This window comes from Vibrio sp. 10N.261.55.A10 (genome assembly GCF_041470825.1).
Lineage (GTDB): Bacteria > Pseudomonadota > Gammaproteobacteria > Enterobacterales > Vibrionaceae > Vibrio > Vibrio crassostreae_C.
Map to the genome: position 1 here is coordinate 1 of NZ_JBFRNC010000033.1, position 17,813 is coordinate 17,813.

Below are 17,813 nucleotides of genomic sequence, written 5' to 3' on the forward strand. Positions count from 1 at the left end.
AAAACTTTTTTCAAGCGCTTGGCTTGGCTAATTTGGCTTGCTGATTCGTTCTGGTTTCCTAAGAAGCCATCCCGTGTCAGCGAGGTGGCATTATAGAGATTTCGATCACACTGGCAAGCCCTTTTTTAAGTTTTTTTCGTTTTTTTATTCGTTCGATTAAAAAGAACTCAAAACGCCTCAAAAGTAGGCTTTTATCTTACATATTCTTCAGTTTTTCAGTGAACAAAGAGACTTTTTCCCAGTTTGTGTACTCAACTTCCTTCGTTGTATCCGTTTCACCACCTGTCATATTCATAATAAAGCGGATCATGGTTCTATCGAACCAGTTATAACGTGGGTAATAGAGGGCACCTGCAAATACACCGATTAAAGTCGGCTGCCATGGAGACTTGGTAAGGAACTTCTTAATATACGCACTGCCTTCTGGTGTATCTTTGCCTTGGTCTTCTTTACGCGCCGTTAAGTTAACACAGAAGAACGCAACCTTGCTTGATTGCAACTGAGTAAGGTTGGCATCAATAAATTGATATAGCTTCTTATTAAGGTGGCCATAACGAATCGATGCGCCAATCAACACTCTGTCGTACTGAGCAAAGTCCACCTTGCCAATAGTGTGCAGATCTTGAAGCTCACATTCGAACTCACTCATTTCTTCTTTTATATAGTTCAAGATTTTCTTGGTCTGCCCTTCACGGCTTGAATACAAAAATAGAACTTTTGCCACAATGTTGTCCTTAGCTACGCCAAAACGTAGGGGTCAATAAGATTAATAAGGTGAAGATTTCTAGTCGGCCAAACAGCATAGATACGATAAGTACCCATTTTGCTTTGTCGTTCACATCGCCAAAGTGCACCGCGACTTCACCAAGGCCCGGGCCAAGGTTATTTAATGTCGCCGCTACCGCAGAGAAAGCACTCAACTCGTCCATACCAGTTGCAATAAGAGCCAGCATACAAACCACAAACACTAATGCGTATGCAGAGAAGAAGCCCCAGACCGCATCTACAACACGTTGTGGTAGTGCAGAACCGCCAACCTTGATGGTATAGACAGCCCGTGGGTGAACAAGACGCTTCATTTCACGAGCACCTTGCAGAGTAAGTAGTAAGATTCGAATCACTTTCATACCACCACCCGTAGAACCTGCACATCCCCCTATAAAAGAAGAGAACAAAAGCAGTACGGGTAAGAACAATGGCCACTCTGAGAAACCCGTCGTTGTAAAACCCGCGGTCGTAGAGATAGACACGGTTTGGAACAAGGCTTGGTCGAAAGCATCGTAGTACGAATCATAAGAGTGATGATTGAGCAGTAATAAGAAACAAACCAAGAACAGTACTGCCTGAATAAAGATAAAGGCGCGGAACTCAGGATCTTTCCAATAATACTTAGGATGCACACCTCCTGAAGCAAATGCAGCAAAGTGAAGCGAATAGTTACATGCGGATATAAGAAGGAACACAACTGTAATCATGTTGATCGCAGGGCTATTGAAATACCCCATGCTCGCATCGTGAGTCGAGAAGCCACCAATCGCAATAGTAGAGAAGCTATGACTGATGGCATCAAAGAAGCTCATCCCAGCAAGCCAAAACGCCACTGCACAAGCAATGGTTAAGCTCAGGTAGATGTACCAAAGCGCTTTTGCCGTTTCAGCAATACGCGGAGTCATCTTGCTATCTTTTACTGGACCCGGGATTTCAGCACGATATAACTGCATACCACCGATACCCAGAACAGGGAGGATAGCTACCGCTAATACGATGATACCCATACCACCAAACCATTGTAGGAACTGACGATAAAAAAGAATCGCCTTAGGCAGATCATCGAGGCCGACAATTACGGTCGCACCTGTCGTAGTTAATGCAGAGAAGGATTCGAAGAAAGCATCGGTTACCGACACATTGGGGTTATCGGCGATCAAAAACGGCAGCGCACCCGCACTACCGATTACCGTCCAAAACAGAACAACAATCAAAAAGCCATCACGCGCTTTCAATTCATGCTTATAACGTCGGTTTGGAAACCAGCAAGTTGCTCCACAGAATAAGAGAACGAAGAAGGTCGTCACAAATGGCACACCCGCACCATCTCGATAGATCAGTGCGACGAGCGCAGGAGCAAGCATTGATACACTAAAAAGTGCTAATAATAATCCGACGATTCGAATAATTGAGCGAAATTGCATGAGCTATTGAACGAAGCGAAATGCTTCACACTTCCTAGTTGTCTTTGACTTTCGTTACCAGTGCCTTAGCACCGCTTTTATTGATCATGGTTTGGGTAAACGAATCTACCTGAAGGAGCTCTATTTCAATAATAAGCTCAACTTGAACACCATAATCCGCTTGGACCTCAACAGCCTGATGCTGAGCCATGATGGATTGTGCGATCGGCACAAAGCCATAGTCTAACTCTAGCCGTAATTTTGTGGTTATTTTTTTCTCGATAGTTTGAAGCAGCTTGAGAGCTTGTTGTACGCCACCGCCGTAAGCCTTAACCAAACCGCCGGTTCCAAGCTTAATTCCGCCAGAGTAGCGCGTCACAACAGCCGTTAATTCACCGACACCAGAGCCCGATAGTTGCGCCAAGATAGGCTTACCCGCTGTACCCGAGGGTTCACCATCATCACTGAAACCCCAAAGCATTGAGTCTTCAGGTCGACCAGCAACAAAACCCCAACAGTTATGTCGTGCTGAAGAATGCTCTTTTTTCACCTGTTCTACGAACTGTTTTGCAGCTTCAACACTTGGAGTATGAGCAAGATGCGTAATAAAGACGCTCTTTTTTATCTCTTCTTCAAACAGAGCCGACGCAGAAGGTATTAAATAAGGCTGTTCATTCATATCGTTAACTTAGTTAATAAGAGCGACGAAGTGTATCACGCGTGAATAATAAGGGTTAGAGGATCTGTGCCATCGCACAATGTTAAACAATTGTTTAAAAAATGTATTGAAATTAATCAAGCAGAGGTACAGACTAAGACAACTGGTCTTACCAGGTATTCTACAATAATAGAAAGATAACAAGATTCTCTCAAACAATCGTGGATTGTATGTCATGGAGATAGACAATGATTTACCAAGCTAACACCCTACAGGTAAAGGAATTACAAGATGGTATTGCGGAATTAAGCTTCTGTGCACCAGCCTCTGTAAACAAACTCGACCTTGCTACTTTAGAATCACTAGATAAAGCGTTAGATGCTCTTAATGCTCACGCAGGATTACGTGGTTTAATCTTAACTTCAAACAAAGACGCGTTCATTGTAGGCGCAGACATCACTGAATTTCTTGGCCTATTTGCTAAGCCAGAAGCAGAACTTGATGAATGGTTAAGATTCGCTAATTCAATCTTCAGCAAGCTCGAAGACCTTCCTGTCCCAACTCTTTCAATGATGCGTGGCCATGCCCTTGGCGGCGGCTGTGAATGTGTACTCGCTACCGATTTCCGTATCGGTGACAAGACCACCAGCATTGGTCTACCTGAAACCAAACTTGGCATCATGCCTGGTTTTGGTGGTTGTGTGCGCCTACCTCGTGTTATCGGTGCTGACAGCGCAATGGAAATTATCACGCAAGGCAAAGCATGCCGTGCAGATGAAGCGCTTAAAGTTGGCTTGTTAGATGCGATTGTTGAAACAGACCAGTTACTAGAATCGGCAATCAATACCGTTTCTCTGGCTGCTAATGAAAAATTAGACTGGCAGCTACGCCGTAAACAAAAGACATCAGCGCTTTCACTAAGCAAACTCGAAGCGATGATGAGCTTTACCATGGCGAAGGGCTTAGTTGCTCAAAAAGCAGGGCCTCACTACCCAGCTCCGATTACTTCTGTGATTGCGATTGAAGAAGCAGCACGCAGCAATCGCGATGCAGCACTCGACATCGAACGTAAGCACTTCGTTAAGCTAGCGAAATCGGAAGAAGCAAAAGCATTAGTTGGCTTATTCCTGAATGACCAGTACATCAAAGGCTTAGCGAAACAAGCGGGTAAGTCAGCAAACAAAGCAACTGAGCGTGCAGCCGTACTTGGTGCAGGTATCATGGGCGGCGGTATTGCTTACCAATCAGCTCTAAAAGGCGTGCCAGTGATGATGAAAGACATCGCACAAGCATCGCTTGATCTAGGTATGAACGAAGCATCTAAGCTGTTGAATAAACGCTTATCACGCGGTCGCTTAGATGGATTCAAGATGGCAGGTATTCTGTCTTCTATTACTCCAAGCCTGCATTACGCGGGTGTAGAACAGTCGGATGTGATTGTTGAAGCAGTAGTAGAAAACCCGAAAGTAAAAGCAGCAGTACTGAGCGAAGTGGAAGGTTTGGTTGGTGAAGACACGGTTCTAACATCAAACACCTCTACAATTCCGATCAACCTGCTAGCGAAATCACTGAAGCGCCCAGAAAACTTCTGTGGCATGCACTTCTTTAACCCTGTGCATCGCATGCCTTTGGTTGAGATCATCCGTGGTGAACAAACTTCAGAAGAGACCATCAATCGCGTGGTTGCTTACGCAGCGAAGATGGGTAAATCCCCAATCGTTGTTAACGACTGCCCAGGCTTCTTCGTTAACCGTGTACTTTTCCCTTACTTTGGCGGTTTCAGCATGTTGCTACGCGACGGTGCTGATTTCACTAAGATCGATAAAGTGATGGAGCGCAAGTTCGGTTGGCCAATGGGCCCGGCTTACTTACTAGACGTTGTAGGCCTAGACACTGCACACCACGCACAAGCTGTGATGGCGCAAGGTTTCCCAGAGCGTATGGGCAAAGAAGGTCGTGATGCGATTGATGCACTTTACGTTGCTGAAAAATACGGTCAGAAAAACGGTAGCGGTTTCTACACATACAGCGTAGACAAGCGTGGTCGTCCGAAGAAGACCTTCTCTGAAGACATTCTTCCTATCTTGGCTGACGTATGTCAAGCACCACAAGATTTTGATGACCAAACAATTATCCAGCGCGTGATGATTCCAATGATCAACGAAGTGGTGCTTTGTCTAGAAGAAGGCATTATCGCGACACCGCAAGAAGCGGATATGGCACTGGTTTACGGTTTAGGCTTCCCTCCATTTAGAGGCGGCGTATTCCGCTACTTAGACAGTGTGGGCATTGGTAACTTCGTTGAAATGGCGAAAGGCTACCAAGACTTAGGTGCAATGTACCAAGTTCCTCAGCTATTGCTTGATATGGCAGCGAAGGGCGAAAGCTTTTACGACAGCCAACAAGCCAGTTCTCTGTAACCCACATTTGGAAAAGGAATAGCAAAATGAAAAATGTAGTTGTTGTTGATTGCCTTCGCACCCCAATGGGACGTTCCAAAGGTGGAGCTTTCCGTCACACTCGTGCTGAAGATCTGTCTGCACATTTGATGAAAGGCATTTTAGAGCGCAACCCAGAAGTAAACCCTGTCGAAATTGAAGATATTTACTGGGGTTGTGTACAACAAACACTAGAGCAAGGCTTCAACGTTGCACGTAACGCTGCCTTGCTTGCTGGTCTACCGATTGAGATTGGTGCTGTAACAGTCAACCGTTTATGTGGTTCATCTATGCAAGCTTTGCATGATGCAACTCGCTCTATCATGGTTGGTGATGCTGAAATCTGCCTGATTGGTGGTGTGGAGCACATGGGCCACGTACCAATGAACCATGGTGTTGATTTTCACCCAGGCATGTCAAAACACGTAGCAAAAGCGGCCGGCATGATGGGGCTAACCGCTGAGATGTTAGGCAAAATGCACGGTATTAGCCGTGAAGACCAAGATGCATTCGCAGCACGCTCACATGCTCGCGCTCAAGCAGCTACGGTTGAAGGTCGTTTCAAAAATGAAATCCTGCCAACCGAAGCTCACGCTGCAGACGGTTCTCTGTTCACTCTGGATTACGACGAAGTCATTCGCCCAGAGACAACAGTTGAAGGCTTATCCCAGCTGCGTCCGGTATTTGACCCAGCAAACGGCACAGTAACAGCAGGTACTTCATCAGCTCTGTCTGATGGTGCTTCTGCAATGCTTATCATGAGCGAAGAGAAAGCTAACGCACTTGGCCTTAAGATTCGCGCTCGCGTGAAGTCTATGGCTATCGCTGGCTGCGATCCTTCAATCATGGGTTACGGCCCAGTACCAGCAACCCAAAAAGCACTTAAACGTGCAGGACTAACCATTGAAGACATGGGTGTGATTGAGTTAAACGAAGCGTTTGCTGCTCAATCTCTACCTTGTGCTAAAGACTTAGGTCTACTGGATGTTGTTGACGAGAAAGTAAACCTTAACGGCGGTGCGATTGCTCTGGGTCACCCACTAGGCTGTTCTGGTTCTCGTATCTCGACGACGCTAATCAACCTGATGGAAGCACAAGACGTGAAATACGGCTTGGCGACTATGTGTATTGGTTTAGGCCAAGGTATTGCAACGGTATTTGAACGCCCATAGCGTTTACTGACTGTAATATTTGAAGGGTAATCTTTTGTGCAGCTATATTTATATAGCTGCACTTTTTATTGCTTGGCATCCAACAATGCATCGATTGTGTTCAGCTAACTCAACGAGAGAAAAACCAACCCTGACATCTATGCACAAAACGCATATATTCAATGTTGATGTTTCATTATTTTTTCTCGGATGATTCAACTAAAGTTACTTCAGTTTCCTAATATTCCTCCACGGAGCAGATCATGTTTAAAGCACTTGTACTAAACCAAGAAGACAAAAAAACTATCGCGTCAGTTTCTCAAATTGAAGAATCTCAATTACCAGAAGGTAACGTGAAGATTGATGTTAGCTACTCTTCTTTGAACTACAAAGATGGTTTGGCGATTACAGGTAAAGGGCGCATTGTTCGCAACTTCCCTATGGTTCCTGGTATCGACCTTTCTGGTGTGGTTTCACAATCTGATGACCCTCGCTACAAAGCAGGTGACGAAGTGGTTCTAACTGGTTGGGGTGTTGGTGAAGGTCACTGGGGCGGCATGGCTGAGAAAGCAAGCCTAAACGGTGACTGGTTAGTGCCGATGCCTAAAGGTCTAGACGCTAAGAAAGTAATGGCGATTGGTACAGCAGGCTTCACAGCAATGCTTTGTGTTCAAGCTATTGTCGATGCTGGCATCAAGCCTGAAGACGGTGAAATCCTAGTTACCGGCGCAAGTGGCGGTGTAGGTAGCGTATCTATCACTCTACTAAACCAACTGGGCTACAAAGTGGCAGCAGTGACTGGCCGTGCTTCTGTAAACGGTGAACTACTTAAATCACTAGGCGCGACACGTATTGTAGAGCGTGCTGAACTAGAAGAACCAGCTAAGCCACTAGAAAAACAACTGTGGGCTGGCGCTATCGATACGGTAGGCAGCAAAGTGCTTGCGAAAGTATTGGCGCAAATTGATTACAACGGTGCGGTTGCGATGTGTGGTCTAGCTGGCGGTTTTGACTTACCAACCACGGTAATGCCATTCATTCTGCGTAACGTTCGCCTACAAGGTGTTGATTCTGTAATGTGCCCTCGTGAAAAACGTATTAAAGCGTGGGAACAACTGGCTGAGCTACTACCAGAATCTTTCTACGCTCAAGCAACCAAAGAAGTGTCTTTAGACGGTGCAATTCAAGCAGCAGAAGACATCACTAACGGTCAAATCACTGGTCGCGTAGTCATTAAACTATAGGCTCTCAAACATAAAGTTATCAAACCTTAAGCAACAGCTTTAGGCTTGGATAACCCAAAACAACAAAGGGCTGATTTTTATCAGCCCTTTTGCGTTTTTGTCATTCGGGTCAAGTGAACTCAGACTCAGATCCGGTTAACCCAAACCGACATCCGCAATCCGTTTTTGAATCAACTCACCACACTCTTCTTTTACCACTCTTCTTAACCATTGTTGTGAAGCAGAAGAATCGCAACGCGAGTGCCAGATCAGTGAGTAATCAAACGGCATAAATTCAAATGGTAATGGCTTAACAACCAAGTCATAACGCTCTGCTACCAAATAAGCCAAATCAGCAGGCACAGTAATCACCAACGGCATTCTATCGACAATCGCCAATGCCGCTTCAAGGTGATAAGCACGCAGTACCATTTTTCTGGGTTGTTGATTAGCTAAAGCGTTGTCCAATAAAGCCTTAACACCATCACTGATCGCAATCATCGCATGTGGGAGTGAAACATAGTCTGCAAGGCTTAAAGGTTGATCGGCTAATGGATGGTTTTTAGATAACAGACACGACACACCAACCGGCCCCAAGACTTCTTGATGAAGTGGTGCAATGCTGCCACTCGGACGACAGATCGCCATATCAACGCGTTCGGTGCTGAGCTGTTTAAACAAATGCTCATGCTGCAACGGAGCAAACTCCAAAGAGATATTGGGTGCTTGTTCATAAATCTTAGGCAACGCATAAGGCAAGATGGTTTGCATCGCATAATCGGTGGTAGCGATCAGAAAACGTTCGCTGCAATAGTAAGGGTCAAAGTCACTCGGACTCAGCAATTGGCGAAAAGACTCCAAAGGCTGATCAATACGCTGACTGATCTCGAGTGCTTTCTTGGTAGGAATAAGGTGCTGACCTTGACGTGTAAACAACGGATCGTTTAGTAATTCTCTTAAACGCCCTAATACTCGACTGGTTGCGGATTGGCTTAAGTTAAGACGAAGCGCGGCCTGGCTTACGCTGCCCTCTTCAATCAATACCTTTAAAGCGACCAATAAATTAAGGTCTCTACGATAGATGTCTTCTAATTCCACGCCACTTACCTAGCTGTATACGATTGCCATTAGTCACTAAGTTGTTTATAGCATGCTTTAGATAAAAAAAATCCCGCAATTACGCGGGGAAGCCCAAGAAAATTTGGGGATAGTGTCGGAATGTTGTCGTATCGGAATTCGCTTGCTGTATTCGGGTTAGTGCTCTTGCTCTTCGGCTATGCCTTGCCAACGGCGCATCTCTACCCAAATACCAATAATCGTTGCTACTATGCCAAAAATAGGCATCAGTGAGGTCTCTGTCGATGAGCGTAGTACTAACGCACAAAAAGAAATAAAACAGAGAACCGAATAAATTGTTAATCTATCTAATCCTGTCAACATCGCCACTCCTTAGCTAGTTGCCTTTGCTTCAAGTTGTTATCAACTTGTTAACTAAGTTATAGGAAATGATTCTGTTTGCCAAGCACTTATTGCATATTTTTTCTGCAGACGTATTATTCACTCGTTAGATAGATATAGAGATACAAACCATGACATTCAAACCTGAACTGGCAACCCATACTTTAGAAGCTGAAGGCCTGCGTTGCCCGGAACCAGTAATGATGGTCAGGAAGACAATTAGAAACATGCAGGATGGCGATGTGTTACTGGTAAAAGCTGACGATCCTTCGACAACTCGAGATATTCCGAGCTTTTGTCGATTCATGGATCACCAGTTGGTAGGCCAAGCAACAGAAACGTTGCCTTACCAGTATTTGATCAGAAAGGGATTGGAGGCGTAACGCCCCACCGACTATCAAGTATCAAAAAAGCCGCTCGTACCTTATGTTCTTAAACAGAACTCAGAGTACGAGCGGCTTTTTGTTTATTCGCTTCTAGATTTGTTTTGCAGATGCTCCAGCTGATGCTGAATTTCTCGGATATCTTTGCGCATCGGAATAATATGCGCGACCCGAATCCAAGCCTCTACCGCAAGTGCAGTCATGATGATGGCACCCGCGACCATTGGCAGCCACATGTCCGTCAACACCATGCCTAACAGTGTAAGTGCAAGACCAAAAGTAAATAGATAACTTTGGCTTTGTGGAGTAATACCCATATAACGCGTCAACATAATCATGCCCTCGTGTTCTTAACTCACAAGATTAAAATATCATGACAAGTATGACAGTTATATGTCCATTCGCTCGATAAACCCCACAATACTGTAAGAGTATGACCTACAACACATTACTCTACTGATTGAGTATAATAAGACTCAAAACACTTACGAGTAAAACGCAGCAGCGATAGCTAAACCCACGAATAGCAAGGCTGTGATCTTACGAATCAGATCAAGAGGCATCTTATCAGCAGACAGCTTACCGATGATCACCACAGGCACATTTGCCAGCAACATACCAATGGTTGTACCCAGAATCACCCACGCTAATGCATCCGCATATTGAGCCCCTAGGATAGAGGTCGCAATTTGGGTTTTATCGCCGATCTCAGCAATAAAGAAAGCGATAAAACTGGCGACAAACGGTCCTCGGTTTGAGATCTGTTCATCGTCATCTAACTTATCGGGAATCAAAATCCAGCCAGCCATCGCAATGAAACTGACCACCAGCACCCACTTTAATACTTCAGGTGAAAGATAATCAGCAACCACGACCCCGAGCCATGCAGCAAGGGCATGATTGGCAATGGTGGCAAAGAAGATAGCCGCAATGATAGGTATCGGTTTTCGATATCGACTGGCTAATAAAAGGGATAGCAACTGGGTCTTATCACCGATCTCGGCTAAGGCGACAGTTGTAATTGAAATTGCTAAAACGCTCACGACATGCTCATTTGGGATGGAGATTATTATATTTAACCAAAGACAAACCTCGCGCCCCATCCCGGTTCACGATGCTTGTCTAAGGTCTTGCTAAGCGCCACCAAGGTGGTGGTTGCCTCGAACGCCATGATGATTTTGCATCAATTATGTTGACGAACGAACTCATTCAATAGGATATGAATAAGTAAGCTACTCCCCAAAGACCGCGAGATTTTAATCACCCACGCTTTCAAACACAAGTGTCAAACTTATCAAAATATCCACTTGTGCCGAAAAACAAACATTAAAGGCAAAAAAATCCACTAAACGACATTTTAGACCACTAATTAAACAAGATTACCCCTACTCGCTTTACGAATATCTCGGTATACTCAGAGGTTATTTTTCTCATTCATTTAAAAGAATCGCGCGAACCTGACTATGCAAAAATACGATATCAAAACCTTCCAGGGAATGATCCTCGCGCTGCAGGATTACTGGGCTCAAAACGGTTGTACCATTGTTCAACCTCTAGATATGGAAGTAGGTGCAGGCACCTCTCACCCAATGACATGTCTACGAGCACTTGGCCCAGAGCCAATGTCTACAGCTTACGTTCAACCTTCTCGTCGTCCGACCGATGGCCGTTACGGTGAAAACCCTAACCGTCTGCAGCACTACTACCAATTCCAAGTAGCGCTAAAACCATCGCCAGACAATATCCAAGAGTTGTACCTAGGCTCCCTAGAGGTTCTTGGTGTTGACCCACTTGTTCACGACATTCGCTTCGTTGAAGATAACTGGGAAAACCCAACACTAGGCGCATGGGGCCTTGGTTGGGAAGTATGGCTAAACGGCATGGAAGTAACTCAGTTTACTTACTTCCAACAGGTTGGCGGCCTTGAGTGTAAGCCAGTAACTGGCGAGATCACTTACGGTATCGAGCGTCTAGCAATGTACATCCAGGAAGTAGATTCTGTTTACGACCTAGTATGGAACGTAGCACCAGACGGTTCTAACGTGACTTACGGTGACATCTTCCACCAAAACGAAGTTGAGCAATCGACGTACAACTTCGAGCACGCAGACGTAGATTTCCTATTCACTTTCTTCGACCAGTGCGAGAAAGAGTGTAAAGAGCTACTTGAGCTTGAGAAGCCACTGCCGCTTCCAGCTTACGAGCGCATTCTAAAAGCAGGTCACGCATTCAACATCCTTGATGCGCGCAAAGCTATCTCTGTAACAGAGCGTCAACGTTACATCCTTCGTATCCGCAACCTGACTAAATCAGTTGCTGAAGCGTACTACGCGTCACGTGAAGCGCTTGGCTTCCCAATGTGTAAGAAGGAAGGTAAATAATCATGGCGAAGAATTTTCTAATTGAACTGGGTACGGAAGAGCTTCCACCAACAGCACTTCGTTCTCTAGCAGAAGCGTTTGCTTCTAACTTTGAAGCAGGTCTTAAAACGGCTGAGCTTTCTCACGAAGGCATCAAGTGGTACGCAGCACCTCGTCGTCTAGCACTTAAAGTAACTGCACTGGCTGAAGGCCAAGCAGACAAAGTGGTTGAGAAACGTGGCCCTGCTGTTTCTGTGGCATTCGATGCTGAAGGCAACGCGACCAAAGCGGCACAAGGTTGGGCTCGTGGTAACGGTATTACTGTTGAGCAAGCTGACCGTCTGAAAACAGACAAAGGCGAGTGGCTTCTTTTCAAACAAGAAGTAGCTGGCAAACCAGTTCAAGAATTGGTGATGGACATTGCTGCGAAAGCACTGGCTGGCCTACCAATTCCTAAAGCAATGCGCTGGGGTAACTCAGACATTCAATTTATCCGTCCAGTAAAAACACTGACAGTACTACTAGGTGATGAGCTTGTTGAAGGCGAAATCCTAGGCGTAGCATCTGCTCGTACTATCCGTGGCCACCGTTTCATGGGCGAACAAGAGTTCACAATCGACTCTGCTGACCAATACCCTGCGATCCTAGAAGAGCGCGGTAAAGTAATGGCAGATTACGAAGCGCGTAAAGCGATCATCCTTGCTGATTCGCAAAAAGCGGCAGCTGCGGTTGGCGGTACAGCTGACCTAGAAGATGACCTTGTTGAAGAAGTAACGTCTCTGGTTGAATGGCCAGTAGTACTGACAGCGAAGTTTGAAGAAGAGTTCCTAAAAGTCCCTTCTGAAGCTTTGGTTTACACCATGAAGGGTGACCAAAAGTACTTCCCTGTTTACGATGACAACAAGAAGCTACTACCGAACTTCATCTTCGTATCGAACATCGAGTCTAAAGAGCCTCGTCACGTTATCGAAGGTAACGAGAAAGTGGTACGCCCACGTCTTGCTGATGCTGAATTCTTCTTCAACACAGACCGTAAGCGCCCGCTTATCGACCGTCTTGCTGAACTAGACCAGGCTATCTTCCAGAAGCAATTGGGTACTATCAAAGACAAAACAGACCGCATCACAGAGCTTGCAGGCTACATTGCTGAGCAAATCGATGCTGACGTTGAAAAGTCTAAGCGTGCTGGCCTACTGGCTAAGTGTGACCTAATGACCTCTATGGTATTCGAATTTACGGATACTCAAGGTGTGATGGGCATGCACTACGCGACTCACGACGGTGAAGACGAGCAAGTTGCACTGGCACTTTACGAGCAATACATGCCTCGTTTCGCGGGTGACGATCTACCAAGCACTGGTATCTCTTCAGCAGTAGCAATGGCAGACAAGCTAGACACTATCGTAGGTATCTTCGGTATTGGCCAAGCACCAAAAGGTTCTGACCCATTTGCACTTCGTCGTGCGTCTCTAGGTGTGCTACGTATCATCGTTGAAAACGGCTACAACCTAGACCTAACCGATCTGATCGGCAAAGCGAAAGAGCTACTAGGCGACAAGCTGACTAACAAAAACGTAGAAGCTGACGTTATCGACTTCATGCTAGGTCGTTTCCGCGCATGGTACCAAGATGCTGGTTTCAGCGTTGATATCATCCAAGCGGTACTAGCACGTCGTCCAACTAAGCCTGCTGACTTTGACCAACGTGTTAAAGCGGTTTCTCACTTCCGTGAACTGGAAGCAGCAGAAGCACTAGCAGCAGCGAACAAGCGTGTAGGTAATATCCTTGCGAAATTCGATGGCGAGCTACCAGCTGAAATCGACCTAACGCTTCTTCAAGAAGACGCAGAGAAAGCACTGGCTGAAAACGTTGAAGTAATGACGGAAGCACTAGAACCAGCATTCGCAACAGGTAACTACCAAGAAGCCCTAAGCAAGCTTGCTGATCTACGTGAACCAGTTGATGCATTCTTCGATAACGTAATGGTTATGGCTGATGACGAAGCGCTTAAGAAGAACCGTCTAACGCTACTGAACAACCTACGTAACCTGTTCCTACAGATTGCTGACATCTCTCTACTGCAAAAATAAGCACAAGTGAGACAATTACTCTAAGTCATACTCTGAGTAATTAACGGTAAACACCCAAAGGGAAGCGAAAGCTTCCCTTTTTGTTTTTGTGAACCAAGCATTTGTTTGTAGAGGTCTTATTGATTAACTGAATGAAACAGCACTCAGACTGTAGAGGGCATTGTTTGCTATAACTGACCTGTTTATTCAGGGGAAGGGAACAATGAAAAAAACAGTACTCGCGCTTTCAATACTCGCACTCAGCGCATGCAGCCAAACCAGTGACAACAACCTATTACTGACAATTGATAACGACACTGTCGTATTCGAATCATCCGGTAAAGGCACCGTGATTGCAGAACAGGAACTCGCGAAAGGTAGCTATACCTTCTCTATCAGCGATACTCAAAATACCTGTGGCACCAACTATGCGCTGGCTGAAGAAAACCGCATCAAATTCAATAAACCCCTTCGCCTAGACGACTGCGCCGAGAAGTCTGAATTAGATATCAAGATCTTTCGCGCTAACACCTATCAGTTTATGCTCAACCCACAAACCAATGAACTGACCGTTCAGATAAAGCCGAAGCAACAACAAGTACAAAGCTTTGCTTGTCCGGTTCCTAGTGACGAACCAACCATCATCGACGTTGCTCAAACCTTTGATGATGGCACCGTGGTTAGAGACGCTCTTTCAGGCAAACAAGTCACAGTAACGAATGGCAGCGTCACCATGCAGCCAGCAGAAAATAGCCAAGGTGTTCTGCTGCTTGAGAAAGTAGAACCAGAAACCAAAGCTGACTTTAGTTGGGATAACGCCACGGTTTACTTCGTAATGACTGACCGTTTCCACAATGGTAATCCTGATAACGACAACAGTTACGGTCGCAGCCAAGATGAACAAGACGAAATCGGCACCTTCCACGGTGGTGACTTGGCAGGCTTAACCGAAAAACTCGATTACATAGAATCACTCGGTGCTAATGCTATCTGGATAACGTCTCCGTTAGAGCAAATCCACGGCTGGGTTGGCGGCGGTGATCGAGGTGACTTCAAACACTACGGCTACCACGGCTACTACCATCAAGATTGGACCAAGCTCGATGACAACATGGGCACCGAAGACGAGCTAAAAACCTTCATCGATACCGCGCATAGCAAAGGCATTCGTGTTGTTTGGGATGTGGTAATGAACCACACCGGCTATGCGACGCTTGCCGACATGCAAGAGTTTGATTTTGGTAAGCTCAACCTAACTGACGAAGAAGCCAAACAAACACTTGGCGAAAACTGGACAGATTGGCAACCTGCCAAAGGTCAGAACTGGCACTACTTCAACAACTACATCTCTTACAGCGACAAAGAAGCGTGGGAAAAGTGGTGGGGCAAAGCTTGGCTACGCAGCGATATCGGCGCCTATGACTCTCCGGGCTACAATAACCTCACCATGTCTTTGGCGCATCTGCCCGATTTCAAAACAGAGTCGACAGAGACAATCGGGCTGCCTAATTTCTATCGCAATAAGTCCACCAGCGCGACCGATGAACTCAAAACACCTCGTAACCATTTAATCACTTGGTTATCGGATTGGGTGCGCGAATATGGTGTCGATGGTTTCAGGGTCGATACCGCTAAACACGTTGAACTCGAAGCATGGGCAGAACTGAAAGAGAGCACCAACCAGGCACTTGCCGAGTGGAAACAGAACAACCCAGACAAGGCCTTGGATGACTTACCCTTCTGGATGACTGGCGAAGTATGGGCACACAGCGTGGTCAAATCAGATTACTTCGCTAACGGATTTGATTCGATCATCAACTTTGAATTCCAGAGTGATATCGCACCAAAGGCGCTCAAGTGCCTATCCGATCTTGATGCTGATTACCTTCGATACGCAGAGAAGATCAACAACGACAGCGAGTTCAACGTACTGAGTTACCTTTCGTCTCACGACACCTCGCTATTCTGGACACAACATGGCAGTGACTTTGCAAAACAAACCAAAGCTGCAAACGCGTTGATGCTGGCTCCCGGTGCGGTACAGATCTATTACGGCGATGAAATCGCCCGAGACTTTGGCCCAACGGGTTCTGATCCAATGCAAGGCACACGCTCAGACATGCCTTGGGATCAAATCACTGGCGAACGTGCAGAGCTGCTAGAACACTGGCAAGCGCTTGGCCAATTCCGCCAACGCCACCCAGCCGTTGCTCAGGGTAAGCACATCATCCGTAACAGCAAGGGCTACTATGCGTTCGAACGCCAATACCAAGATGACAAGGTATTAGTCGTTTATACCGGTTCGAACTAAACCTTCATTAACATAAACACCAGAAACTAAAGGGGAAGCTTAGGCTTCTCCTTTTTTTATCGCTAAAGGTACGTTCAATAAGCAAGCTGTCACTCATTAACCAAACTTTATAGAAGTTTTTTACGTGTTAGAGCATTTGGCGCTATGCGTCGCAAAAACATTGCGGTATGTTCAAGGAATACACTGATGGCAGACATAAGGTCTGCCTTAATGACACGTAACAAGCAATCACAATGAATTAGGTAAAATTAGTAATGCAGTTCTCTAAGTTTGGCGAAAAGTTTAATCGATACTCTGGAATCACTCGTTTAATGGATGATTTGAATGATGGCCTGCGCACTCCTGGCGCAATCATGCTCGGTGGTGGCAACCCAGCCGCTATCCCTGCCATGCTCGATTACTTTAACCAAGCCAGTGCCGACATGCTCGCCAGTGGAGAACTCATCGCCGCCCTCGCCAACTACGATGGTCCGCAGGGTAAAGACAGCTTCATCAAATCGTTAGCGGCAATGCTGAAAGAGACCTACGGTTGGGACATCAGCGAGAAGAACATCAGCCTGACTAATGGCAGTCAAAGTGGCTTCTTCTACCTATTCAACCTGCTAGCAGGCCAACAGCCTGACGGCTCACATAAGAAAATCCTACTGCCGATCGCACCGGAATACATCGGCTACGGCGACGCGGGTATTGATGACGATATTTTTATCTCTTACCACCCAGAGATCGAACTGCTAGAAAACCGTCAGTTTAAATACCACGTTGATTTTGAAAAACTAAAGGTTGATGACTCAGTCGCGGCTATCTGTGCATCTCGTCCAACCAACCCAACGGGTAACGTACTGACCGACGAAGAAGTGCGTAAACTGGATAAACTGGCGCGTGAAAACAACATCCCACTGCTGATCGACAATGCTTACGGCCTGCCGTTTCCTAACATCATCTTTGAAGATGTCGAACCGCTCTGGAATGAAAATACGATTCTGTGCATGAGCCTTTCTAAGCTTGGTTTGCCGGGTGTGCGTTGCGGTATCGTAATTGCGAGTGAAGAAGTAACACAAGCATTGACCAACATGAATGGCATCATTAGCTTAGCGCCAAACAGTGTTGGCCCTGCAATTGCCAATCACATGATTGAAAAAGGCGATTTACTGCGCTTAAGTAGCGAGGTAATCAAACCTTTCTATAAAGATAAGTCACTACGTGCAGTTGAACTGTTACAAGACGCTATCGACGACCCTCGCTTCCGTATTCACAAGCCTGAAGGCGCTATCTTCTTATGGCTATGGTTTGATGAGCTGCCGATCACCACCATGGAACTGTACGACCGCCTTAAAGCTCGCGGCGTATTGATTGTTCCGGGTGAATACTTCTTTATCGGCCAAGAAGACGAGTGGGATCATGCTCACCAGTGCTTACGCATGAACTACGTACAAGATGATGAGGCGATGCAGAAAGGCATTGCTATCATTGCTGAAGAAGTGAAAAAGGCTTACTCAGAGCAGTAATAAGAGCTTTTAGCTTACCGCAGGTCAAATACAAAAAGAGCACCTCATTAGGTGCTCTTTCACTTTTACTTCCCGATATTTTTTAG

15 protein-coding genes and 1 riboswitch are annotated in these 17,813 nt (G+C 45.9%); of the genes, 8 read left to right on the forward strand and 7 right to left on the reverse strand.

Annotated elements, in window-relative coordinates; all coding sequences use genetic code 11:
- Nucleotides 1-196: 196 nt before the first annotated feature.
- From hemG to AB4274_RS11650, 3 genes are read right to left on the reverse strand one after another with little or no spacing between them, the layout of a single operon-like run.
- The gene (gene hemG / locus AB4274_RS11640) at nt 197-724 is read right to left on the reverse strand and encodes a menaquinone-dependent protoporphyrinogen IX dehydrogenase (protein WP_017058824.1); all 528 of its coding nucleotides are present in this window, start codon (nt 722-724) and stop codon (nt 197-199) included.
- A 10-nt stretch (nt 725-734) separates the two neighbouring features.
- Complete coding sequence (locus AB4274_RS11645) at nt 735-2,192, reverse strand: TrkH family potassium uptake protein (RefSeq protein WP_008223210.1); 1,458 nt, start codon at nt 2,190-2,192, stop codon at nt 735-737.
- A gap of 34 nt (nt 2,193-2,226) precedes the next feature.
- The gene (locus AB4274_RS11650; protein ID WP_017058823.1) at nt 2,227-2,850 is read right to left on the reverse strand and encodes a YigZ family protein; all 624 of its coding nucleotides are present in this window, start codon (nt 2,848-2,850) and stop codon (nt 2,227-2,229) included.
- A gap of 227 nt (nt 2,851-3,077) precedes the next feature.
- Between AB4274_RS11650 and fadB the strand changes: the two genes are divergently transcribed.
- The 3 genes from fadB to AB4274_RS11665 all read left to right on the forward strand — a co-directional run bounded on the left by fadB (nt 3,078) and on the right by AB4274_RS11665 (nt 7,662).
- Entirely contained in the window at nt 3,078-5,249 is a 2,172-nt protein-coding gene (gene fadB / locus AB4274_RS11655) for a fatty acid oxidation complex subunit alpha FadB (protein ID WP_017058822.1), read from the forward strand.
- Nucleotides 5,250-5,275: 26 nt separating this feature from the next.
- Nucleotides 5,276-6,439, forward strand: coding sequence for an acetyl-CoA C-acyltransferase FadA (gene fadA, locus AB4274_RS11660; RefSeq protein WP_017058821.1), 1,164 nt, complete (start codon nt 5,276-5,278; stop codon nt 6,437-6,439).
- Nucleotides 6,440-6,681: 242 nt separating this feature from the next.
- Nucleotides 6,682-7,662, forward strand: a complete 981-nt coding sequence (locus AB4274_RS11665) for an MDR family oxidoreductase (RefSeq protein ID WP_017058820.1) — start codon at nt 6,682-6,684, stop codon at nt 7,660-7,662.
- A gap of 135 nt (nt 7,663-7,797) precedes the next feature.
- Here AB4274_RS11665 and AB4274_RS11670 read toward each other — a convergent pair whose 3' ends face one another.
- Both AB4274_RS11670 and AB4274_RS11675 read right to left on the reverse strand, forming a co-directional pair.
- The gene (locus AB4274_RS11670; RefSeq protein WP_017058819.1) at nt 7,798-8,739 is read right to left on the reverse strand and encodes a LysR family transcriptional regulator; all 942 of its coding nucleotides are present in this window, start codon (nt 8,737-8,739) and stop codon (nt 7,798-7,800) included.
- Nucleotides 8,740-8,895: 156 nt separating this feature from the next.
- Nucleotides 8,896-9,081, reverse strand: a complete 186-nt coding sequence (locus AB4274_RS11675) for a hypothetical protein (protein WP_004736674.1) — start codon at nt 9,079-9,081, stop codon at nt 8,896-8,898.
- 149 nt (nt 9,082-9,230) lie between these two features.
- On the opposite strand from AB4274_RS11675, the gene tusA reads away from it, so the two are divergent.
- A complete protein-coding gene (gene tusA, locus AB4274_RS11680) occupies nt 9,231-9,482 on the forward strand; it encodes a sulfurtransferase TusA (protein ID WP_004736675.1) in 252 nt (83 codons plus the stop codon).
- An 83-nt stretch (nt 9,483-9,565) separates the two neighbouring features.
- On the opposite strand, the gene AB4274_RS11685 is transcribed toward tusA, so the two are convergent.
- Both AB4274_RS11685 and AB4274_RS11690 read right to left on the reverse strand, forming a co-directional pair.
- Nucleotides 9,566-9,820: a hypothetical protein gene (locus AB4274_RS11685; protein WP_017058818.1), complete on the reverse strand. Its 255-nt coding sequence runs from the start codon at nt 9,818-9,820 to the stop codon at nt 9,566-9,568.
- 147 nt (nt 9,821-9,967) lie between these two features.
- The gene (locus AB4274_RS11690; protein ID WP_004739245.1) at nt 9,968-10,525 is read right to left on the reverse strand and encodes a TMEM165/GDT1 family protein; all 558 of its coding nucleotides are present in this window, start codon (nt 10,523-10,525) and stop codon (nt 9,968-9,970) included.
- 34 nt (nt 10,526-10,559) lie between these two features.
- Nucleotides 10,560-10,735, reverse strand: a riboswitch (yybP-ykoY riboswitch).
- A gap of 210 nt (nt 10,736-10,945) precedes the next feature.
- Here AB4274_RS11690 and glyQ point away from each other — a divergent pair.
- The 4 genes from glyQ (at nt 10,946) to AB4274_RS11710 (ending at nt 17,727) form a co-directional block, all read left to right on the forward strand.
- Nucleotides 10,946-11,863: a glycine--tRNA ligase subunit alpha gene (gene glyQ / locus AB4274_RS11695; protein WP_017058815.1), complete on the forward strand. Its 918-nt coding sequence runs from the start codon at nt 10,946-10,948 to the stop codon at nt 11,861-11,863.
- 2 nt (nt 11,864-11,865) lie between these two features.
- Nucleotides 11,866-13,932, forward strand: a complete 2,067-nt coding sequence (gene glyS / locus AB4274_RS11700) for a glycine--tRNA ligase subunit beta (protein ID WP_017058814.1) — start codon at nt 11,866-11,868, stop codon at nt 13,930-13,932.
- Between the two features lie 202 nt (nt 13,933-14,134).
- Nucleotides 14,135-16,222: an alpha-amylase gene (locus tag AB4274_RS11705; RefSeq protein ID WP_102397892.1), complete on the forward strand. Its 2,088-nt coding sequence runs from the start codon at nt 14,135-14,137 to the stop codon at nt 16,220-16,222.
- Between the two features lie 254 nt (nt 16,223-16,476).
- Nucleotides 16,477-17,727, forward strand: a complete 1,251-nt coding sequence (locus AB4274_RS11710; RefSeq protein WP_137001708.1) for a valine--pyruvate transaminase — start codon at nt 16,477-16,479, stop codon at nt 17,725-17,727.
- Nucleotides 17,728-17,813 lie beyond the last annotated feature (86 nt).